Origin of the sequence: Aerococcus sp. Group 2 (genome assembly GCF_905125285.1) — a bacterium.
GTDB classification, from domain to species: domain Bacteria; phylum Bacillota; class Bacilli; order Lactobacillales; family Aerococcaceae; genus Aerococcus; species Aerococcus urinae_E.
In genome coordinates, this window is the sequence record NZ_CAJHPA010000001.1 from 119758 (window position 1) to 141630 (window position 21873).

The 21873-nt window shown below is 44.5% G+C and carries 17 protein-coding genes; 11 read left to right on the forward strand and 6 right to left on the reverse strand.

Annotated features, from left to right (window positions below; translation table 11 throughout):
• Positions 1-172 precede the first annotated feature (172 nt).
• Together JFU01_RS08850 and JFU01_RS08855 are read left to right on the forward strand one after the other, a co-directional pair.
• The gene (locus JFU01_RS08850) at positions 173-7018 is read left to right on the forward strand and encodes an Ig-like domain-containing protein (RefSeq protein WP_230086915.1); all 6846 of its coding nucleotides are present in this window, start codon (positions 173-175) and stop codon (positions 7016-7018) included.
• Entirely contained in the window at positions 7015-8607 is a 1593-nt protein-coding gene (locus tag JFU01_RS08855) for a YPDG domain-containing protein (protein ID WP_230086916.1), read from the forward strand. The genes JFU01_RS08850 and JFU01_RS08855 overlap by 4 nt, the downstream gene beginning before the upstream one ends.
• Positions 8608-8736: 129 nt before the next feature.
• Here the strand turns inward: JFU01_RS08855 and JFU01_RS00535 are convergent, their stop codons facing one another.
• The gene (locus JFU01_RS00535; protein WP_195855423.1) at positions 8737-9933 is read right to left on the reverse strand and encodes an O-antigen ligase family protein; all 1197 of its coding nucleotides are present in this window, start codon (positions 9931-9933) and stop codon (positions 8737-8739) included.
• Between the two features lie 184 nt (positions 9934-10117).
• Here JFU01_RS00535 and JFU01_RS00540 point away from each other — a divergent pair, with 184 nt between their 5' ends.
• The 3 genes from JFU01_RS00540 to JFU01_RS00550 all read left to right on the forward strand — a co-directional run bounded on the left by JFU01_RS00540 (position 10118) and on the right by JFU01_RS00550 (position 13036).
• A complete protein-coding gene (locus JFU01_RS00540) occupies positions 10118-10810 on the forward strand; it encodes a hypothetical protein (protein WP_195855424.1) in 693 nt (230 codons plus the stop codon).
• The gene (gene gorA / locus JFU01_RS00545) at positions 10789-12141 is read left to right on the forward strand and encodes a glutathione-disulfide reductase (RefSeq protein WP_195855425.1); all 1353 of its coding nucleotides are present in this window, start codon (positions 10789-10791) and stop codon (positions 12139-12141) included. The genes JFU01_RS00540 and gorA overlap by 22 nt, the downstream gene beginning before the upstream one ends.
• Positions 12142-12463: 322 nt before the next feature.
• Entirely contained in the window at positions 12464-13036 is a 573-nt protein-coding gene (locus JFU01_RS00550; protein ID WP_195852850.1) for a TetR/AcrR family transcriptional regulator, read from the forward strand.
• A 67-nt stretch (positions 13037-13103) separates the two neighbouring features.
• On the opposite strand, the gene JFU01_RS00555 is transcribed toward JFU01_RS00550, so the two are convergent.
• On the reverse strand, positions 13104-13625 hold the full coding sequence (locus JFU01_RS00555; RefSeq protein ID WP_195855426.1) for an HdeD family acid-resistance protein: 522 nt from the start codon (positions 13623-13625) through the stop codon (positions 13104-13106).
• A 186-nt stretch (positions 13626-13811) separates the two neighbouring features.
• Here JFU01_RS00555 and JFU01_RS00560 point away from each other — a divergent pair, with 186 nt between their 5' ends.
• The gene (locus JFU01_RS00560) at positions 13812-14672 is read left to right on the forward strand and encodes an NAD(P)-dependent oxidoreductase (RefSeq protein ID WP_195855427.1); all 861 of its coding nucleotides are present in this window, start codon (positions 13812-13814) and stop codon (positions 14670-14672) included.
• Between the two features lie 101 nt (positions 14673-14773).
• On the opposite strand, the gene JFU01_RS00565 is transcribed toward JFU01_RS00560, so the two are convergent.
• Genes JFU01_RS00565 through JFU01_RS00580 form a run of 4 tightly spaced genes read right to left on the reverse strand, consistent with a single transcriptional unit; the run spans position 14774 to position 18056 of the window.
• Positions 14774-15343, reverse strand: a complete 570-nt coding sequence (locus tag JFU01_RS00565; RefSeq protein ID WP_195855428.1) for an NADPH-dependent FMN reductase — start codon at positions 15341-15343, stop codon at positions 14774-14776.
• 44 nt (positions 15344-15387) lie between these two features.
• Entirely contained in the window at positions 15388-16464 is a 1077-nt protein-coding gene (locus tag JFU01_RS00570) for an LLM class flavin-dependent oxidoreductase (RefSeq protein ID WP_195855429.1), read from the reverse strand.
• 32 nt (positions 16465-16496) lie between these two features.
• Complete coding sequence (locus JFU01_RS00575) at positions 16497-17564, reverse strand: LLM class flavin-dependent oxidoreductase (protein WP_195855430.1); 1068 nt, start codon at positions 17562-17564, stop codon at positions 16497-16499.
• A 39-nt stretch (positions 17565-17603) separates the two neighbouring features.
• Positions 17604-18056, reverse strand: coding sequence for a MarR family winged helix-turn-helix transcriptional regulator (locus tag JFU01_RS00580; protein ID WP_195855431.1), 453 nt, complete (start codon positions 18054-18056; stop codon positions 17604-17606).
• Between the two features lie 538 nt (positions 18057-18594).
• Between JFU01_RS00580 and purE the strand changes: the two genes are divergently transcribed.
• From purE to purQ, 5 genes are read left to right on the forward strand one after another with little or no spacing between them, the layout of a single operon-like run.
• The gene (gene purE / locus JFU01_RS00585) at positions 18595-19059 is read left to right on the forward strand and encodes a 5-(carboxyamino)imidazole ribonucleotide mutase (protein WP_195855692.1); all 465 of its coding nucleotides are present in this window, start codon (positions 18595-18597) and stop codon (positions 19057-19059) included.
• The gene (gene purK, locus JFU01_RS00590; RefSeq protein WP_195855432.1) at positions 19043-20182 is read left to right on the forward strand and encodes a 5-(carboxyamino)imidazole ribonucleotide synthase; all 1140 of its coding nucleotides are present in this window, start codon (positions 19043-19045) and stop codon (positions 20180-20182) included. Before purE ends, purK begins: the two co-directional genes overlap by 17 nt.
• A complete protein-coding gene (purC, locus tag JFU01_RS00595) occupies positions 20182-20901 on the forward strand; it encodes a phosphoribosylaminoimidazolesuccinocarboxamide synthase (RefSeq protein ID WP_195855433.1) in 720 nt (239 codons plus the stop codon). The genes purK and purC overlap by 1 nt, the downstream gene beginning before the upstream one ends.
• A 33-nt stretch (positions 20902-20934) precedes the next feature.
• Positions 20935-21180: a phosphoribosylformylglycinamidine synthase subunit PurS gene (gene purS / locus JFU01_RS00600; protein WP_013668813.1), complete on the forward strand. Its 246-nt coding sequence runs from the start codon at positions 20935-20937 to the stop codon at positions 21178-21180.
• Positions 21181-21185: 5 nt separating this feature from the next.
• Complete coding sequence (gene purQ, locus JFU01_RS00605) at positions 21186-21869, forward strand: phosphoribosylformylglycinamidine synthase subunit PurQ (protein ID WP_195855434.1); 684 nt, start codon at positions 21186-21188, stop codon at positions 21867-21869.
• The last annotated feature ends 4 nt before the right edge of the window (positions 21870-21873 follow it).

The following is a 21873-nucleotide window of genomic DNA, read 5'->3' on the forward strand; positions in this document are numbered from 1 at the left end:
ACCTATTTATAGACATCTATAAAGGGAGGTTATGGATATATAAATAGATAAAATAATAAATTATCTCTTTTAAAAATTTATATACATTGTATTTTTTTTTTTTTTTAGGTACTATATCTTTACAAAGTTCTTATTTAAAAAACAAATATGTACGAGTATAAGGAGGACACATATGGTTGGAAAAAATAACTACCAAGTGAAAAAGGAGAAGCAGAGTAATAAATTTTACCGCTACTCCATCAAGCGCCTAAGTGTCGGCGTGGCTTCTGTGGCTGTGGCTGCGGGGCTCCTCTTTGCGGGGGATGTCCAAGTGGCTCGGGCTGCTGGGACCAATGACGCCGTGAATGGCGACTTGAACTTAACTGTTGAAGAACAAGGTAAGGTTGATGAGACAGCCAAAGAAAATGAAAATCAGCCAAATACCCAAAAAACGACCAGTGACCCAGTCACCAAGCAAGTGATTCCTGCAGACGGTGGTGTGGCTGAAACCATCGAAACGGAAAAGGACTTGAAAGTTCAAGACCCTAAACTAGCTGAAAAAATTGAAAGCCAATCAGATAACGGGGCTTCTGATGGTGCAGTTTCAACGAAGCCAGCGCCTAAAAAACCTGCTTTAGAAGAACAGACGGAAGTTGCTAACGCACCCACAACAGATGAAGATGGGACCGAGCGTACAGGTCAACCGCTCAATTCTAATGATTTGAATGCGGCTCTTGATCAAAAAAATCCTGACGGTACCCTAAAACAAAATAATATCCGTGACTTTGGGATTGATATTGAGGACTTAACTGAAGAAGAGAACTTAGCTAAAGATACCCTTAAAATCGAAAACCATGTCTATCTAGAAACGGTGCCGCCAACAGATCGTTATGAAGTCCGCTACGAAATTGATGAACGATTAGCTAAACATATTAGCGATATTCGTTACATCGCTAAAGAGAGTGATAAGACATCCGACCGTGATTTCTCTTTCACCCGGATGCAAGATGCTGAAGATCCAAGCAAGTTATCCAATACCTGGCGAGCTAATGCCTTTGATGTGAATGTTGTTTCAACTTCAAGCAATCCCAACGCCTGGAATAACTATGATTCTGTTTTTGGATCTTCACAAATTGGTTTTTCAAGATTAGCGACAGTTCAAGTTCAATTTAATAAATCAATAGCAGAAATTCTTGGAGCATATCCCGACGCACGTCGCCGTAATGAACTATTCTTCAATGCTTATATCTACGATCCAGTAGAAAAGAAAATTGTTGAAGGCACCATAGACACAGCAGTCGTTAAGACTGAAGATACGAATTTAGATAAGTTACAAGCAGCTGGTCATGCCCAAGAAGTTCAAGGCGAATATTCTAATTCTAACGGTTTGGGACAGTATGTTGAAGGTGGCACTTACAACCCGCACACTGGCCAATACGATGAAAATGCCAAAATACGAGGCATTGCGGTTGACCAATACTTTACCAAGAAATCGTCAAACAGTAGTCCAGATTCACCAGCCAGCTACCACTTCCAAGCGGATGAACGTTTACTGCCATATATTAAAGGTGTAGGGATTTACCAACTGTCTGATGGCTCAAGAGAATTCGATCCGAAGTCTCAAGTCTTCTATAATGGCCTAATCCTACATGCAAAAGGCGGGGTAGCTAAGACTCTACCAATCGCTAATGGGGGCGGACTAGAAGGTAAATTTGACCAATACTTCTTAGACTACAATCCAAGAACTGGTGCCGGACGTTTCCGTTTAGATCCTAACGACAAGGTTCAATTCAACGAAGGAGATGGTGCTAACCCTTCATCTGTTCGGGTAGTCTACTATCTCAAAGACGACGTGAACATTAAGGATCTTGTGCCAAATAGCCTCGACCAACGCTATGTCTTTAACGGTTTCTTCTTAGATGAGAAGGGAAACTATGTCGCTAACACGGAAGCTAACATTGGCTACAACTTCGGCGACTTCTCTGGCGACCCAAGCCCAATTACTAACGAAGGTAATCCTGGTGTGGATGATAGCTCACGGACTAATCCAAAAGAGGATGAATTGCCAAAACCAGCTAAACCTGAAATTAACTATGAGTTAGCGGGCCAAAATCGGACTGTTCTGCTCAATACAGAAGTGACAGCAAAAGATTTAGCTCAAAACTTAACGAAGACAGCAGATGGCCAAACCGTAGACCTTCCAGAAGGGACCAAGTTTAGCTTCGCCGATGATGAAGCGACTCAAGCTGCCTTGGTGGAATTGTTCGAGAAGGATGCAGACGGCAATGATAAGTTAGACGCTGAAGGCAACAAGATTTCACGCGGCTTCTTTGTAGATACCTCTAAAGTCGGTCAAAAAGAAGTCAAAGTGGTTGTAGAATTGCCACGTTCATCGACTTCTAACTTGATTTCTGGACTGGTTGATGTCAACAAGCGTCCAGGTGAATCCGGCCAAAAAGTTTCTGAAGAACGCTTCATCCCACAAAGCAATGAAGACTCTCGCAATGAAAACTCAGAAGGCTTCTTCAACAACCAAGTTCACCAATTAGCAGATGCAATCACACCAGAAGCTCAAGCTCAAAATGAAATTGATGTGACCATTTCTAGCTTGCTCCATGGTATTCCAAGTTCAAGCTTAGAAACCTTGAAGAAGTGGGACTATGTTATTGAATTCTCAGATAATTTAGCTAAGCACATTACCAAGGTTGAGAATGGTTCTGGTACTGAATTCGAACGGATCGTTAACCGTAACGGTGACAAGACCAATTCTTGGAGAATGCGTGCTTGGGGTGGAGCAGCAGACCGCGAAGCTTTGATGACCAATACAGCGGTTGGTGCCCAGTACAATTACCCCGCTAAGGTAACCTTAGATACGTCGATCAAGTCCATTATTGATGAGGCTGAACAAGAATTGGGACGTCCTGTCACTAACGGGGACTTTGGGTCGACAGCCTTCATCTACAATAATGCCAACAAGGCCATGATCGAAGGCTCTTACTCTTCAACCTTTATGAAGGTCAATCCAACCCAATATGATGAAAAAGTGGCTAACGATAATGTGGCTAAGAACCCAACCTTCAATAACTGGTTCCGTCTCTCTGGTGGAGAAGTCAGCTACAAGGAAGGCGACGAAGTGAGTCCATATACAGGGTTGACCGGAGACAAGATGCGTGGCTTTGTCTTTGACCAAATCTTCGCTAAGCAAGGTGGGTCATCACTGAACACAGCCGGTGCGACGACTGACCCGATCCACTACCACTACACCGTGGACCAACGTCTCCTACCATATATTGAGTCAGCTGAACTCTATTATGTACCAAACGGAAAAGACTACTACAACAACTCAGCAGTGGGCTTGGATAAGAACTATATCCCTCAAGCCAAAGTCTTCTTCAACGGCTTAGATTCACGTAATGATGACTTCCAGAGTGAATTCAACCGAGAAACGGGCGAAGGCGTCTTCAAGCTTGATCCACAGAACGATACGGTCAGCCGGATCTTCAACTTTAACAACTCTCACTTGGATCCCGCAGCTGCTCGGATTGTCTACAAACTACGTGATGGTGTAACGACTGAAGATATCCTCAAGGCTTATCCAGATGCCAGCTTTGCCTTTACCGGGTATCTGACCCTTGATTCAGGTCCTGTTGTGCGTAACTCCAACGCCAATGTAGGCTACCGGATTTCAGATATCGATGGCGACGGCCGTCCTGATGAATTCCAAAATGATCGTTTGGCTAATTTAACTGAAGAAGAAAAACAAGTCCTCTCTCCAGTTGAGAAAGCGATCGTCAATGAAGGCCTCACAGGAACCAACGCCAATATCCTGGTTCAATCTGCCCGTGACAAAGACACCAGCATCCATGGTGTGGTCAACACAGGCTTTAGCGAAGAGGATGCACCAAGCGTTCAAGCGGCACTGGTTAACCCCGACGGTAGTGTGACTGAACTCGGAACATCAGCAGTTGACCCACAAAGCGGCGAATATAAGATCGCGCTGCCTGAAGGCCAAAGCTTGACTCAAGGCCAAGATATTCTGATTACTTTAACCACAGGGGGCAAGACCCACTCAGCTAACTACACCACAGTCGGCGAAGGCAACCCAGAAGTTACCGCTAAGGTTGATGTGCTTGATCTTAAAGACATCAACAGCGACCAAAGAGTAGCCAAGGGTCAAGAAATGACTGGTGTTAAGGTTGATCAATTTGTTGATGCTGCTGGTCAAACTAACCCAGCTAGCGTTGAGAACGGTCAAGTTCACTTCGCGACTGTCGATACAGATGGTCAAACAGAAACTGAACCACTCGCTAATGAATTGAGTGTTCGGATTGCAACCACGGATGACCAAGGCAATGTGACCTACCAAGACCTTGCGAGCGCAGGCTTAACTTATGATCCTGCCACTGGCCAAGTGACGGGTAGCCCAATCTTGCCTGAAGGTGAAGAAGAACATACTTACACCATTGTGGTTGATGCCAAGAATGCGAAGTCAGGGGATGCGACCAACCGGACCTTTACGGTAACCGTTTATAGCCAGGCTTCTGAATATACGCCAGCCTATGAAGCGGTTGATGTGGTCCCAGGCGACAAGGCAGAGACTGCAAGTCCAAGCTTTACCGATTCTAAGCATGAACCTGCTCAACCAGCCTTAGACCCAGAAGCTGCTTACACTGCACCAGAAACTGTTGATGTTGATGGGACTAGTGTAGCGGTTCATGTGGACCCACAAACAGGTGTGGTAACTGTTGATCCAGCTGAAACAGCCAAGGTTCCTGGCAAGGCTATTACGGTTCCTGTTACGGTGAAATACCAAGACGGATCAACCGACCAAGCCAATGCAACCATCAATGTGACTGATCCAGAATTTATCGACCGGACCAATGATCCAGATGCTCCTGTTCCTGCAGGCTACAAGAAGGTTGAACTCCTTGCAGGACAAGGCGTGACATCTTTTGAAGGCGGCGACAAGACTTATCACGTTAAGGAAGGTACCAAGATTCCAGCTGATAAGATCCCAACGCCTACCGCTGCTGCAGGTTATGAAAATCCTGTCTGGGACAATGATCCAGCTCAAACCGTAACAGCTGATAGCCCATCACGCTTTACTGCGACCGCAAGTCCAGCACCTGAAGCCGACACCACCGCCCCAACCATCACCGTTTCCGCTAAGGATATCCAAGCGACAGAAGGTCAGCCAATTGACCCAGTCTCTGTAACAACCGATGATCCGGAAGCGACCGTGACGGTTAACGGCCTACCTGAGGGCTTGACTTACAACTCTGAGACCAAGCAGATCGAAGGAACGGTTCCAGCGGGTACGGTGCAATGGGCGGATGACCAAGATGAGTCCCGCGACTTCCCAGCGACCGTGAAGGCAGTCGATCCATCAGGCAATGAAGCGACTGAGCCAATCAATGTCACTGTTCTTCGCGACACAGACGGCGACGGCCAAGCGGATAAGACCGATGAAGACGACGACAACGACGGCATTCCAGACACCGACGATGACGCGTCTAAGGTATGGGACGGCCTCGATGCCCAAACGACGGATGTGACAGCGACCAACGGCCAAGAAGTGCCCGCCAACACCAAGGTGGTTACACCAAACAAACCAGGCGCTAAGGTGACCACACCAGCTCCAGTCGACGGCCTGTCTGTTGACGAGAATGGCAACCTGGTCGGCACACCAAGCGTGGACTTCCAACCAGGCGAAAGCGAAAAAGTCGTTGAAATCCCTGTTGAAATTACCTCGACTGGTACTGGACAAAAAGATGATCAAGGTCAACCAACTGACGAAGCCATTCAACGGACCGTTAAAGTGACCGTAACTAATCCAAATCCGGCTGAGACACCAGCGGAATCCAGCGTGGAAGTGACCCCTAAATCACAAAACGCTCTGGAAGGTAAGGACATTACCCCAGTAACGCCTCAAGCGAACAATGTGCCAGAGGGCGGTTCGGTTAAGGTAAGCATCGATGGCCAAGACACTTATCCAGGTCTGACCGTGGACCCAGAAACTGGTCAAGTAACTGGCCAACCGGAAATCACCGACTGGGCGCCTGAAGAAGAAACCCGGACTATTACGGTAACTGCTGAAGTCCAAGACAAGGATGGCCAACCAGTTAACGATGCAGATGGTAACCCAGTGACCGCTGAATCAACCATCACCGTTTACCGCGACACCGACAAGGACGGCCAACCTGACAAGGATTCTGGTATCCCTCAAGATCCAAACAACCCAAATGTTCCAGGCATCGACCAAGGCGACAAGGACGATGACAACGACGGCTGGACCGACCAAGAGGAAAATGACCGTGGTACCGATCCAAAAGATGAAACTGACTTCCCAGAAGTGACCGAACCAGGCGCTGAAAACGAACCAAGCAAGGACACCACAACCGTGACTGGCAAGACCACGCCAAACACCGATGTGGAAGTTAAGGACAAGGACGGTAAGACTATCGGTACCGGCACCTCCGACGAAAACGGTAATGTTAAGATCGATGTGCCTAAGCAAAATCCTGGCGACAAGGTAACTATCATCCCTGGTAAGAAGGACGACCAAGGCAACTTTACTCCAGTCAAAGACGACCAAGGCAATCCTCAAGGTGGCGCTGAAACGGTCGTTAAGGAAACCCCACAAATTACCAATCCAGGGGCTAAGAACGAACCTGGTTCAGACAAGACCACTGTGACTGGTAAGACCACCGTTCCAAATACGACCATTGAAGTCAAAGACAAGGACGGTAAGACCATCGGCACCGGAACTTCTGACGACAACGGCGACTTCACCATCGACGTGCCTCGTCAAGAAGGCGGCGACACGATTTCTGTCATCCCATCTAAGGACTACACCAATCCAGATGGCAGCGTGGAAACACGGACCGGCGACCCTGTTGAAACGACCGTTACTGAAGACGCTCCAGCTGTAGCCAGTGTCGAAGTCACACCAAAATCACAAAACGCCCTGGAAGGTAAAGACATTACCCCAGTGACGCCGCAAGCGGACAATGTCCCAGAAGGCGCAGCGTTAAAGTGACCATCGATGGCCAAGACAACTATCCAGGTCTGACCGTGGACCCAGAAACGGGTCAAGTAACCGGCCAACCTCAAATCACTGACTGGGCTCCTGAAGAAGAAACCCGGACCATTACGGTTGAAGTTTCTGTCCTAGATAAAGACGGCAAGCCTGTCAACGACGCAGATGGTAATCCAGTGACCGCTGAATCGACCATCACCGTTTACCGCGACACCGACAAGGACGGCCAACCTGACAAGGATTCCGGTATGCCTGAAGATCCAAACAATCCAAATGTCCCAGGCATCGACCAAGGCGACAAGGACGATGACAACGACGGCTGGACTGATCAAGAGGAAAATGACCGCGGCACTGATTCCAAGGATGAAAACGACTTCCCACAAGTGACCGAACCAGGCGCTGAAAACGAACCTGGCAAGGACACCACGACCGTGACCGGCAAAACCACGCCAAACACCGATGTGGAAGTTAAGGATAAGGACGGCAATACCATCGGCACTGGCACTTCTGATGACCAAGGGAATGTTAAGATCGATGTGCCTAAGCAAAACCCTGGCGACAAGATAACCATCACCCCAGGTAAGAAGGATGACCAAGGTAATTTTACTCCAGTCAAAGACGACCAAGGCAATCCTCGCGGTGGCGCTGAAACCGTGGTTAAGGAAACCCCACAAATTACCAATCCAGGGGCTAAGAACGAACCTGGTTCAGACAAGACCACTGTGACTGGTAAGACCACCGTTCCAAATACGACCATTGAAGTCAAAGACAAGGACGGTAAGAACATCGGCACCGGAACTTCTGACGACAACGGCGACTTTACGATTGAAGTGCCTCGTCAAGAAACCGGCGACAGCATTACCATCATTCCATCTAAGGACTACACCAACCCAGATGGTAGCGTGGAAACTTGGACTGGCGACCCTGTCGAAACTACGGTTACTGGCCACACCCCAGCAACCAAGCAGGACAAGGACATCTACGAGCCTGAATACAAACCGGCTACCGGTCAACCAGGCACCAAGGTGGAAGTCGGCGAACCAATTTTCAAAGATGAAGACGGCAAGGTGGTTAACCCACCAGCAGGTACCAGCTTCCAACCAGACGCTGGCGAAACCGGCATCACGGTTGACCCTGAAACTGGCGCAGTCGTTGTCGACGTTCCAGCGGACGCTGAGCCAGGCGACACGATCGAAAAATCTGTCACCGTTACCTATCCTGATGGTTCAAGTGAAACGGTAACCATTACGGTTACGGTAGAGGAAAAAGACGGCAGTGGTGTGACACCAGTTCCAACACCTCAACCTGAATCCCAGCCAGAAGAACAACCTGAAGTTGACGATGAAGAAAGACCTGATCAAGAACCAGAAGCAGATGACGACTCTGTTAAAACAGACGACAAGACTGTTTCAGTTAAGACTCAAACTCCTGCAAGGGAAGAAAAGAGCACGACTCAAGCAGAACCTGCCCAAGTCCATACCCAACTGCCTCAAACCGGTGCAGTTGCAGGGTTAGCAAGCTCATTGGCTCTAGCTCTGATCGGAACCGGTTCCATCCTGGCTTTAGGTAAAAAGAAAAAAGAAGACTAATCGCTATTGATTAGCTTCTCTTCCAGCACCTCGCTTAGCGGGGTGCTTTTTTATTAATAAAAGGCAATAAAAAAAGTAGCTCAATCTACATTCTCTAGATTGAGCTACTTTTATTATCGATGTAATTTTCTATTCTTCTAATTGATTTGCTTTTTCCTTGGCGGTCTTAAGGAGATTGGGGCCGACTAATACAATGGCCATCAGTAAGCCAGCGGTTTGGATCCAAAAGATGGTGACATCGGTTAGGCCGTGGATTAATACCACACTGAGCAAACTACAGATTAATGCCAGTTCGGGACGGATACTTGAATATCGCCGCATCTCATTGAGCATCTTTCCTAGCCGGTAAAGGGGATAGACCAGAAGGCTAGACCCGATGATACCGTAAGATAAGAGCGTATCTAGGAAAATATTATGGGCATGCTGGGTATACTTGGTGGTGTATTCACTGTATACATGCATATAAGTCAAGGGACCTTGGCCAAACCAAACATTATCCTTAAAGGCCTGCCAGCCGGTTTGCCAGATGTCAAAGCGGTCGGAAAAGGCATAAGCCAAGTCGTCAAAGCGTGGCATAAGGCCCATCCCCCAAGCGATCAGTCCTAAGATACTGAGACCTAGTAGGGAGTAGATGGCGGTTTTTTTATAGCCAATCACATAAAAGAAAACATAAGAGGCCCCTATAATCACGATGGCACTGGTCCGGCAGCCAGTATAAACAATGGCTAGTAAATTACAAGCAATTAAAAAGAGACAGGTTAATTTTTTAGCTAAATGCTTGGTAGTCTTCATCCGATACATGGCGATAACAATAAAGAATTCCAGCATCATGGCGAAATAATTCGGGTTAAAAAATGTGGCCTCTACCCGGTCAGGGTGAACCTTATTCATGGCGGGAGAAATAAAGGTATAATCCCATTCTGAGATGATATTAAAGTGCTCTAAGAGGGTAAAAATAAAAATGATAATACTTGCAATTAAAGTAATATTTACGATTTCGGACAGATAGTCAGGTCGAACCTGCTTAGTGTAATAAATCGAATAAAGAAGGGCAATTAATAAACCAACTGAGATCAGTCCACCTACCCAATTTTCATGCACAATAGAGATTAAAAAGGCATAAAAAGGGAAGGAAAATAAACTTGTGATTAAAGAGTCATCTGGCCAGTGTTTGGCCGATAGCATTCCTGTTGCCAACAACAAGATAAAAACAACCCCAAAAACAACAATGGTTATATAAAATGGAAAGAACAGGCTGACCAATAAGATGGTCATCAGTATGGATTGAATTGCTCCTGGTAAGAAGGCTTTGCCATCTTCTAGCAAGTAAGTCACCTACTTTCAGAAAGAGTATCAATCCTTTAAACTTTAGCCTAAATCAGCTTAAATTACAATCATTTTAAGCATCTTTAGCTAATTTTTTAAAATTATTTATAAGTGATTGAGCGCTTTCGTTTTAGATCGACAATAAACATGCTAGAATAAACTTATATAGAAAGAGGCGAGTAGAATGACAGATTGGAAAGGCTTGGATCCCAAGGCGTTTAATCGCTATCGCTCCTGGAAGAACTCTAGCAATCCAGGAATTTGTGGATCCTACTGCTGTAGTGTGCTGGTACATTATCATACCCTCAAAGACACCGGGGTCGACTTAGATAAGGACACTTTAGTAGCAGGTTTTAAAGAAATTGTTGATGATAAGCGACCTTATCGCGGAAGTTTTATTTGGGATATCGCCTTAGCTTTATCCATGTTCTGTGAAAAGATGCCTTATCAAGTCAAGGCGGGGTTACTGACTGAGATTAATTTACCAGATTTGATCGATCAGGGTTTTGGGCCATTTATTGTGGGACTCCAAAAGCCGCTAAAAAGTAGCTATGGCAACCATTGGATTGTGGTATACGCCTACAGATATAACCAAGCTGGCCAACTCTTCTACCTTGCCTATGATAACCAAGGACGTAGTCAGGTTGAAGTTCCTGCTAGTCAAAGCTTAACCTACTGTTATTTAGCAGCTAAGGAAGAAGTGACGGCCGATGTCTATATTAGTGATGCAGAAAAAATAAAACAGCTGCAAAGAAAACAAGGCATTGACTTTATTCCAAGTCGGGCTTATCAAGCCCATGAAGCCGTTAAAGAAGCTCAAGAGAAGCGTCGTTTTCTAGGAAAGGATTTTAACGAATGGAAAGATTTGATTATATAGTTATCGGTGGGGGCAGTGCTGGGATTGCTTCTGCTAACCGGGCCGCTGAATATGGAGCTAAGACCCTCATCATTGAAAAAGATGAAGTTGGTGGTACCTGTGTCAACCGGGGCTGTGTCCCTAAAAAAGGCATGTGGTACGGGGCTCATATTCTGGAATTGCTAAGAAACTATGCCCCTGATTACGGCATTGATGCGCCCTTGAAGAACTTTGATTTTCAAACTTTGAAAAAACACCGGGATGAATACATTGACCGGGTTCATGATTCTTACTTCAAGGGCTTTCAAAGCCGGGGAACCCATTATAAAAAGGGCTATGCTAAGTTTGTTGAAGACCATATTGTCGAAGTCGATGGCGAACAATTTTACGGCGAACATATTAGTGTCCTCACTGGTGGCCGTCCTGCCTTACCTGAAGGCATTCCTGGCATTGACTTAGTGGATGTGAGTGATGATGTCTTTAACTGGGACGACCTACCAGACTCCTTACTGATTGTAGGCGCTGGTTATATTGCTGTGGAAATGGCCGGTATGTTGCAAGCATTTGGGGTTGATGTAACGCTAGCCGTTCGTCATGAAACGCCTCTCCGTCACTATGAGCCTAAAATTACTGAATCCTTAATGGAAAATATGAAGAAACAGGGCATTACCGTACTCAGCAACCATAATGTAACTAAAATTGAGAAAACGGCAAATGGGACCTTTAAAACCACTTTCAAAGAAGATGATGAAGTCCTTAGCGACCGGGTACTTTATGCCATTGGCCGTCAACCGAACACGGAAAATATTGGCCTAGAAAATACCTCTATCGAGTTAACCGATAAGGGTTATATCAAGGTCGATGACTACCATAACACGACCGCAGATAAGGTCTATGCTTTCGGTGATGTGATTGGTAAAGTGGAATTAACTCCAGTAGCTATAAAGGTAGGGCGGACCCTATCAGATCATCTATTTAATGGACAAGAACCATTCTATTTAGACTATAATATGGTGCCTTCCATTGTTTTTGCCCATCCACCAATTATTACCATGGGCTATACCGAGGAAGCGGCTAAGCAAGCCTTTGAAGGACAAAAGATTACCACTTATGACACCAACTTTGCCTCAATGATTTCAGGTATGACCTCTAACCGGGAAAAAATTTATATGAAATTGGTTTGCCTAGGCGATGAGGAAAAAATTATAGGTCTCCATGGGATTGGTTTTGGTGCTGATGAAATGTTACAAGGCTTTGCAGTGGCTATCTCGATGGGAGCAACTAAGAAGCAATTTGATCAAACTATTGCCCTCCATCCAACTGGAGCGGAAGAATTTGTTACTATGCGTTAAGTTTGCTTAATGTTTTGAATCTAGCTGGGAGAAAATCCCAGCTTTTTTATGTACATTACGTTTCTAATGATGTATGGAGGGGTTACGTGTTCCAGTCACAGGACGAACGTCCATTTCAAAAACTGTCATCACTCAGACAAGCTGAGCTTATGAAAGTTTTCTCCAATTGCTATAGCTGTTCGAAGCAACGCGAGTTACAGATATAGTATGCGTAGCGGTTTCGTCCTTTGATGTGACTATCACACTATTTTTGTTTTTGAGTAAGCTAGGCTTAAATGGTAAAATAAAGAGAATATGAGAAGTAGTCTGGGAGGGGCATTCTGTGGTTAATCACAAAGTCAGTTCAAGTCAAGAAATTTTAAAAGTCGCCTTACAATTGGTCCAAGAAGAGGGGATCCAAGCAGTCAATATGCGCCGTTTAGCCAAGCGCTGTCAAATATCTTTAGGGGTCTTATATAACTACTTTGAAGATAAGAATGACTTACTGCTACAAACTGTGGCAGCAGTCTGGCGGGATATTTTAATTCCTAATCAATCTGAACATCTCAATCGGTCCAGCCAGCCCTTATCTCAAGCCTTTTTGACTCTTTACCAGTTATTGGCTGCGGGCGCCAAGAAGTACCCCCATTTCTTCTCCCAACATACCTTGGTCTTTTCTCAATCACAAAAGGGACAAGCCAATGCCCAAATGGATCGCTACATCAAACATTTAAAAGGCTATCTCCTCCAGTGCTTAGAAGACGATCCGGCTATTCGCAACCTGGCCTTTGAAAAACACTCAGCAGACCAAGTGGTTGACTTTCTTTTTGCTATCTTTATTAATCAAGTGATGCAGGGAAAGCTGGATATGGAGCTATTCACTGACTTTATCGATCGTTATCTTTATGACCATTAAAAAAGCGGACTTTACTTTTTCAACCGTAAAGTCCGCTTTTAAGTTCATCACATTTTGTTATCAAATACTATAGGGCCCGGATAATGTGGGCAATACCGGAGAATAAGAAGTAAGCCCCAATCATGAAGACTACTGTAAAGTAGGCGGATAGGGGATTAAAGAAGATCGAAATAGCAACGATAATCCCAACAATACCTAGGAAAATGGAGAGGCCTCTGCCAACTGGACTCACAAAACCAACCAGGGAGCTGGAAGTTAAGAGCCCAATTCCTTCAGAAATAAACCAAATGGCTACTAGGAATGGAATGGTGAGGAAACCGATTTCCACATTGAAAAATAAAATAACCCCGATAATTAAATTTAAAATGCCCACAATTAACATGACCGTATAATTTTGATCACTAACTTGTCGTAATTGATGGCGAGTATAGAGGTTCACGATCCCAGAAACAATCGCTCCGGCTGCATAAAAGTAAATTAAGCTCACTAAACTCACTGTTGGATTTCTAAAGCTAATAATGGCAAGAATAATAAAAATAATTCCTACAATGAGTTCGCCCCATTTTACGCCCTGTTGATTTTCATTCATTCTATCGTCTCCTTTGTCAAAATATTTTGTCAATTTATTTTTGAATATATTAATCTTATAAAAAATAAACAATAAGATCAAAGAATTGGCTCATTGCATACCATTAGCTAAGCTAAGAGCTAAATGACTAAGTCAATGGTAAACTATTAATAGAAAAAATTTTATTAGGAGAAAGGGTGTTGTTCGATGAAAATCGGTTTTATCGGCTTAGGAGTCATGGGAAAATCCATGGCCAGTCATTTAATCCAGGCAGGGTATGCTCTTAATGTTTATAACCGAACCAAGAAAAAAGCCCAGCCCTTAATTGACTTGGGGGCTCAGTGGCTTGATTCACCAAGTCAGATCGCTGAACAATCTGATTTAGTGTTCACTATTTTAGGCTACCCGTACGATGTCGAGGAAGTTTACCTAGGGGAAGCAGGGCTCTTTTCAGCTTGCCGGCCTGGGCAAATCTTTGTCGAAATGACCACTTCAAGTCCGACTTTAGCGAAAAGACTTTACCGGGAAGGGCGAGACCGTAAAGTGAGTGTCATAGATGCACCAGTGACGGGAGGAGACATAGGCGCCAGAGAAGGGCGCTTAACTACTTTAGTTGGCGGGGATGAGAAAATTTTAGCTCAAATCAAAGCTGTTTTAGCTACTTTTTGCCAGCAGATTGAGTACTTCGGACCTGCCGGTAAGGGACAAGACGCTAAGATGGCTAATCAAATTATGATTGCTGGGACCATGACCGGAATGTGTGAGGCCCTGGCCTATGCTAAGAGTAATGATTTGAACCTCGGTCAAGTGATTGAGACCTTGAATAGTGGGGCAGCTGCGAATTTCTCCTTGGCCCAATACGGCCCTCGTATTCTAAAAGATGACTATAGTCCTGGCTTCTTTGTTAAACATTTTATCAAAGACCTAAGAATTGCCCTTGAAGTCGCAGAAAAAGAAAATCTCAAACTCCCTGGAACCCAACTGGCTTATGACCTCTATCAAAAACTGGCCCATCAATTTAGTGAAGATGATGGAATCCAAGCCTTAATTAAATTATGGTGGGGCTAGGGGATAAATAATTAAAGGCTATGCCGAGTAAAGTATCTAAAGCCTTAGTGAATCGGTGCTAAGTATTCAGATATTTCTAACTGGCATAGCCTTTTTTATGGTTAAAATCCTAACTTTTCATCTTCAATGCGTTGAATTTCTTGATAGGTTTTCGCCAAGGTGAGGGTTTCATCGACTAATTGCTCTAAGCGTAGAAGCACATCATCGGAAGAAATTTCATTAAGGGTAAAGTCTCTGGCACTCAGGTAGACATAGCGCGGTGTAACATTAGCTTTCATATAGTTAAGAATGGGTTTTAATTGCAATTCAGGAATCAAGTAATGACGGTTAGACCCTGATGAGGCAAAGATCCCCACGGTTTTATATTCCAAGGCCTTCTCTGGCAAGAGGTCAAAGACATTTTTTAAAGAGGCGGGAATGGAAGCCTGGAAGATAGGAGTCCCGATAAAGAGGACATCTGCCTCCATGACGGCTTGAGCGACTTCCAAGGTATCTCCCTTATAATCGAGGAAGTTTCTTCCGTCAGCAAAATCCATTTCCTTGTCTAGTAGGTTAATAAATTGGACTTGGTGGTCACTGTATTGGTTTTTGGCTAAGATATCCAGGATAGCCTTAGCAGCCACTTCGGTTTTATGGCCGACATTGGAGCCGGATAAGACAAGTATTTTCATGATCATTTTCCTTTCTCTATCAATTAGTGAATATTTGCTAAATTTTATTGGTCTGACTTGGTATATTTCTTGACTGCTGGGATGATGGTCTCACCTAAGATATCTATCATATGGAGGACATCTTTAAAAGGAATCCCTCCAAAGTCAATCTGAGCGGTGTAGCGTTGGTTATTGTAGAGTTCGTGTTGGTAAAGGATCTTATCAATGATTAATTGAGGATCGCCAACCGTCAGAGCGTCACGGTAGTCTTTTCCTTGGGCAAAGAGACGCTTATTAAAGCCAGTTCCATTAACCCGCTTCATCCCAGTGTCTAAATGGGGATAAAATTGTTTAAAGGCAGTATCCCGGTCTTCATTGACATAGAGGAAGCCAGAAGTGGTGACTGGCATGGATTCAACATCGTAGCCTTTTTCGCTAAGAATGGACCGGTAGATGTCAATCGATTGTTTAAAGTATTCCGCTGAACCCCCTAGGGTAGTGATATACATAGGGACACCCTTGAGCGCTGCTTTGATAGCGGAGTCTGGTGGCCCACCTACTGCCCGCCAAATTGGCAGGCCATTTTTAGCTCGAGGAATGACCTCAGCGTCATAGAGAGGAGCACGATATTCGCCTTCCCAATTAACCACTTCATTTTCATTAATTTGAAGGAGAAGGTCGAATTTTTCTTCATAGAGAGCCTCATAGTCCTTCACATCGTAGCCTAAGAGTTCAAAAATGCCTAAACGCGATGCCCGTCCGGCTACGACTTCCATGCGGCCATCGGAAATTAAGTCAATGGTGGCGGCATTTTCATAGACTCTGACGGGGTCAGATGTGGAAATGATGGTGGCCGAACTGCCTATTTTAATCTTTGAGGTGGCTTGGGCAATGGCCGATAAGATCACCATATGGGCTTGAGAGACAAAGTATTTTTGGTGGGATTCCCCTAAATGGAAGATATCCACCCCAGCTTGTTCAGCCACTTGGGCCATTTTTATAAATTGTTGGATCCGTTCTTGGGCTGAGACTTCTTCTCCGGTATGAGGGTTAGGCATGTGGTCACCTAAACTATAGAGTCCAAATTCAATGCCTTGACTAGTATCAATTTGGGGAATAATGTGTGGGTTTTCAATTGTCATAGATAATCTCCTTTTCTATTGTCTACGTTTCATTATTTTTGGGTATATTTCTTCACTGTGGGAATAACCTTTTCTGCGAAGAGGTCGAGAGTCCGTCGAATTTCGTCAAAAGGCTGGCCGCCAAAGTCAATTTCACCATTAAAGCGTTGGTGACCGAATAAGTCATACTGCATCAGCAGCTTATCAATGATTAATTGGGGATCACCAACCATGGTGGCTGATTTAACATTTTGTCCTTGGGCAAAGGCGCGTTTGGGGAAGGGTTGGCCGTTGACTAAGGGAAAGCCTGCCTCGACATAGGGCCAGAACTCCTGATAGGCTTGTTGGGTATTTTCTCTAACATAGAGGAAACTCCCGGTTTGGACAGGAATGGCATTCGGATCATAGCCAGCTTCTTGGGCAGCTTCCCTAAAGACCTTAATCCGGTGGGCGAAGGTTTGGTTAGCGCCTGAGAGGTGGGCTTGGTAGATGGGCATGCCTAGTAAACCGGCCCGCCGTGCAGAGTCATTGGAATTACCAATTCCCCGCCAAATGGGGAGTTTACCAGAAGGACGTTCACTACGGGGTTGGACCTTGACCCCATCAAGGTCAGGACGGAATTTTCCTTGCCAAGTGACGGTTTCACTGTCATTGATTTCTTTTAGGAGGGCAATTTTTTCTTCGAAGAGTTCTTCATAATTCTTATAGTCATAGCCAAATAATTCAAAGGCCCCTAGTCGGGAAGCACGCCCGGCAACAATTTCCATGCGCCCATGAGATAAGAGGTCGATGGTTACCGCATCTTCATAGACCCGGACCGGATCTAAGACAGACAGGGTAGTCACCGCTGAACCCAGTTTAATGGTCTTAGTTTCCCGGGCAATGGCTGAAAGAATGATCAAATTCGATTGGGAGACAAAATAGTCTTGGTGGGATTCCCCCACTTGAAAGGCATCAAAGCCGGCTTCTTCGGCCAGTTTTCCCAGTTGGATAATTTCTTCAATCCGCTCTGAGGCAGATAGTTGTTTGCTAGTATGGGGGTTAGGGAGGTTATCACCTAAACTGTACAAACCAAATTCTAGCCCCTTAGCTTTCTTTTCTTCTGGATTTGCTCTGGTCATTTGTTTCTTCCTTTCTTTTTGTGTGTATTTTCCTATCGATTACTTATGCAGGTGGTCCTGGCAGACTTTGGCTAAAAGTTGGTCGAGGGTGGCTAATTCCTCATTGTCAAGAGCATTAAAAAAGCTTCGCTGGAAGTTACTCAAGTCATAGGCTATTTCTTCGTAAAGTTCTTTGCCCTTACTGGTGGGATAGAGCCGGTGACTTCTGCCTTGGATTTCTTTTTTGATGTAACCATTTTCCTCTAATTTGTGGAGTAGTTGGCTAACATTACCCTTAGTTACACAGAGTTGGATAGCGATCTCTTGTTGGTTGGTTGCCGGGTGCTCACAAATATAGGAAAGTAAATCAAATTGGGGCACATTAATCTGACAAGAGAAATCAGCTAAGGCCTGACTAGTATCTTGCAGGTTCCTTCGGTAAAGTCTGACCAGCGACTGGTAAATATTAAGGGCGTGATTGTAATTCTCACAGCCTGATTCACTTGATGTCATTGTTCTCACCTCGTTATCAAATTATAGTTTAGTTATAAACTGTTTACCACTAAACATATATTAACAGGACTTCTGCTAGACGACAAATCATCTGCTTAGACTGTAAATATATTTTTTAGACCGTCTGGGACAAAAGTCTCAGACACTTTTCAAAATACGAACTATCTAATCAAAACGTGTTCCAAAAGTCAGCCCTGACGTCCACTTCACGAACTATGTGCGATAGGCTGCGCCTATCTTCCATAGTTTGTTCCAGTGGTTCAGGGCTCTTTTGACTTTTGTCACACTTTCTTTTTTTTGCATATCGTTCGGCAATAGGGACTAATTTAGTGGGAAATTGGCCTTAAAAATAATATCAAAGCAATAATACGTATTATGAAAACGATTTTATCAAATAATATACGTAATTAAATTGAAATTTTAAAATTATATGGTATATTTTTACATGTAAACAAGTAAATCACGAATATTTAAGATTTATTCCATACAAATGTTTGTTATTTAAGGAGGCCGTCAAGTGATAAAAGTAGGGGTAGTGATGGGATCTCAATCGGATTGGCAAACCATGAGTCAAGCCTGTCAGATTTTAGACCAATTTGAAGTGCCATATGAAAAACGTGTGATTTCTGCCCATAGGATGCCAGATGAGATGTTTGCTTATGCTAAAAGCGCCCGTGAGCGTGGCTTGGCAGTAATTATTGCGGGAGCAGGAGGGGCAGCCCACTTGCCAGGCATGTTAGCTGCTAAAACCACTTTACCGGTCATTGGAGTGCCCGTTCAATCGCACGCTCTAAGTGGCTTGGATTCACTCCTATCCATCGTTCAGATGCCAGCCGGTGTTCCCGTCGCCACGACAGCGATTGGGCAGTCAGGGGCTAAAAATGCGGCCTTACTGGCTGTTCAGATTTTAAGTATTCAAAGCGAAAACTTAGCTTTAGCCCTGTCAGATTACCGTAAAGAAATGCGTCAAGCAGCAAAAGAAAGTAGTGACCAACTTGAATAAGACGATTTTACCTGGGGCAACCATCGGCATTATCGGCGGAGGACAATTAGGACAGATGTTGGCCCAATCCGCTAAAGAAATGGGCTATCGGGTAGGGATATTAGACCCGGGTCCTAATTGTTCAGCCTCTCAAGTCGCCGATTTTCATTATGAAAATGCCTATGATGACCGCCAAGCCTTAGCAGACTTTGCTTCTCAATGCGATGTATTAACTTTTGAATTTGAAAATATCGATACTGAAGCCTTACAAGTTCTAGGTGAAGGTGCCTATCTCCCTCAGGGGGTAGACCTCCTTCATACTAGCCAAGACCGCCTCTATGAAAAACAGTTTCTAGAAGCTTCGGGCGCTCAAGTCGCTCCTTATCGACCGGTCAAGACTATGGAAGATTTAGAACAAGCAGTCAGAGAATTAGGCTATCCCGCTGTATTAAAAACGCGGCGGTTTGGTTATGACGGCAAGGGCCAACGTGTCCTCCATAGTCAAAAAGATCTGCCTGAATGTGTTGACTTACTCAATGAACAAGCTTGTGTGCTGGAGCAATGGCTGCCTTTTGCTAAGGAAATGTCAGTCATGGCTATCGGCGAACAAAATGGTCATGTGGTGACTTTCCCTGTATCGGAAAATATACATGTCCATAACATCCTCCATGAATCCATTGTTCCGGCACGAATTTCCGCTGAGGTCAGTCAAGACGCCCAAGAATTGGCCCATAAGATCGCTAAAGCCGGTAACTTGGTCGGTGCCCTAGGAATTGAAATGTTCTTAATGGCAGATGGAAGAATATTAATTAATGAACTGGCACCTCGCCCCCATAATAGTGGGCACTACACTATTGAAGCCTGTGACTTCTCACAATTTGACCTGCACATCCGTGCTATCTGTGGCTTGCCCTTGGCTGAACCCCAATTATTAAGTCCATCCCTCATGGTGAACATTTTAGGACAACATTTAGATAAGGTCTTAGAAGCTGCTCCCAAGCATAGCGATTGGCATTTGCATATTTACGGCAAAGACCAAGCCAAAGTCAACCGTAAAATGGGGCATGTTACCTTGTTGCCAGAAGATATGGAAACTAGTCTTAAAAAGATTGCTGACAGTGGAATTTGGAAAAGGAGTAAATAATGACAGAAGAAAAGTTAATTTATAGCGGTAAGGCTAAAGATTTATATCAAACCGATGATAATAAGTATTTAAGAGTTTTTTATAAGGACCAAGCGACTGCTGGCAATGGGGCTAAAAAGGAAAATTTACCCGGCAAGGGACGGATTAACCAAGCCATTACCCAACTTATCTTTAACTACTTGGCTGACCATGGTATCGCTACCCATTTGGTTAAGGTGCTTAATGAACGGGAAGAAATCGTTGAGAAGGCGGAAATGTTTCCCCTAGAAGTGGTTTACCGCAATTATGCTGCTGGCTCCTTTGTCAAACGCTTAGGGATTGAACGGGGTTTAGCCATTGAAGGGGGTATCTTGGAATTCTTCTATAAGGATGACGACTTGAATGACCCGCTATTGAATGATGACCACGTCCTCTTTTTAAAGGCAGCTAACCCTGAAGAAATTGCAAGGATTAAAACACTGACTAAGAAAATTAATAATTTATTAGTGAAGCTTTTTGACCAAGCGGGTCTCATTTTGGTCGATTTCAAATTAGAGTTTGGTAAGAATGCAGCGGGAGAAATTATTCTGGCTGATGAGTTTTCACCAGATAATGCCAGACTCTGGGATAAGGACAGTGGGAAATCCTTTGATAAGGACATCTTCCGTAATGATCAAGGCGATATGATCCCTTACTACCAAGCTGTCTATCAACGTTTACAAGAAGTTATTAAAGATTAAGGACTATGATTTAGAGAAAACAGGGAGGTCACTATGTATACAGTTGAAGTATTTGTCACCTATAAGGAATCCATTCTCGACCCTCAAGGCCAAGCCATCATGCAAGGCGTCCACCAAATGGGTTATGAGGCAGTTAAAAATATTCGTCAAGGAAAGTATTTTCAAATGGAAATTGCCAAAGAGGTTGGCGACGTCGACCAAGCGGTTGCAGATATTTGTGACCGTCTCCTAGCTAATGTCAATATGGAAACTTACCGCTATACCATTAAGGAGGTCTAGCCATCATGAAATTTGCTGTGATTCAATTTCCTGGATCCAATTGCGATATGGATATGTTGACTGCTATCCGTGATGTCTTGGGCCAAGAAGCTGACTATGTTCCCGCTAATGCGACTTCCTTAGCGGGTTATGATGCCATTATGTTGCCAGGTGGCTTCTCTTTTGGAGATTACTTACGGACCGGTGCTATCGCACGCTTTACCCCGATTATGGAAGAAGTGAAGCGTTTGGCTCAAAATGGCAAGTTGATTTTAGGAACTTGCAACGGCTTTCAAATTCTCTGTGAAAGTGGCCTTTTACCAGGGTCATTTCTCCCTAACCGTGATCTAGCCTTCATCTGTAAAAAACAAGATCTCGTGGTGGAAAATAACCAAAGTCCCTTTTCCAGTCTCTACCAAGAAGGAGAGGAAATTACTTTACCCATTGCCCATGGTGAAGGCAATTATTACTGTGATGAGGCAACCCTAACTGACTTAAAGGCTAACGGGCAAATTATCTTCACCTATGCCGGAGAAAATCCCAATGGTTCAACAGGAAATATCGCTGGGATCACCAATAAGGCAGGAAATGTGATTGGCTTAATGCCTCATCCTGAGCGGGCGGTTGAAGAAATCATTGCCGGTCAAGATGGGCTTAAGGTCTTCCAGTCCATGGTTAAGTATTTTGAAACAGCGGGAAAGAGAGCGTGAGTAG

What these genes read in the sequence shown, in the direction of transcription:
- JFU01_RS08850 (WP_230086915.1), top strand. Translation starts at nt 173, where the DNA reads ATGGTTGGAAAAAATAACTACCAAGTGAAAAAGGAGAAGCAGAGTAAT.
- JFU01_RS00540 (WP_195855424.1), top strand. Translation starts at nt 10,118, where the DNA reads ATGACAGATTGGAAAGGCTTGGATCCCAAGGCGTTTAATCGCTATCGC.
- gorA (WP_195855425.1), top strand. Translation starts at nt 10,789, where the DNA reads ATGGAAAGATTTGATTATATAGTTATCGGTGGGGGCAGTGCTGGGATT.
- JFU01_RS00555 (WP_195855426.1), bottom strand. Translation starts at nt 13,625, where the DNA reads ATGAATGAAAATCAACAGGGCGTAAAATGGGGCGAACTCATTGTAGGA.
- JFU01_RS00560 (WP_195855427.1), top strand. Translation starts at nt 13,812, where the DNA reads ATGAAAATCGGTTTTATCGGCTTAGGAGTCATGGGAAAATCCATGGCC.
- JFU01_RS00565 (WP_195855428.1), bottom strand. Translation starts at nt 15,343, where the DNA reads ATGAAAATACTTGTCTTATCCGGCTCCAATGTCGGCCATAAAACCGAA.
- JFU01_RS00570 (WP_195855429.1), bottom strand. Translation starts at nt 16,464, where the DNA reads ATGACAATTGAAAACCCACACATTATTCCCCAAATTGATACTAGTCAA.
- JFU01_RS00575 (WP_195855430.1), bottom strand. Translation starts at nt 17,564, where the DNA reads ATGACCAGAGCAAATCCAGAAGAAAAGAAAGCTAAGGGGCTAGAATTT.
- JFU01_RS00580 (WP_195855431.1), bottom strand. Translation starts at nt 18,056, where the DNA reads ATGACATCAAGTGAATCAGGCTGTGAGAATTACAATCACGCCCTTAAT.
- purE (WP_195855692.1), top strand. Translation starts at nt 18,595, where the DNA reads ATGGGATCTCAATCGGATTGGCAAACCATGAGTCAAGCCTGTCAGATT.
- purC (WP_195855433.1), top strand. Translation starts at nt 20,182, where the DNA reads ATGACAGAAGAAAAGTTAATTTATAGCGGTAAGGCTAAAGATTTATAT.
- purS (WP_013668813.1), top strand. Translation starts at nt 20,935, where the DNA reads ATGTATACAGTTGAAGTATTTGTCACCTATAAGGAATCCATTCTCGAC.
- purQ (WP_195855434.1), top strand. Translation starts at nt 21,186, where the DNA reads ATGAAATTTGCTGTGATTCAATTTCCTGGATCCAATTGCGATATGGAT.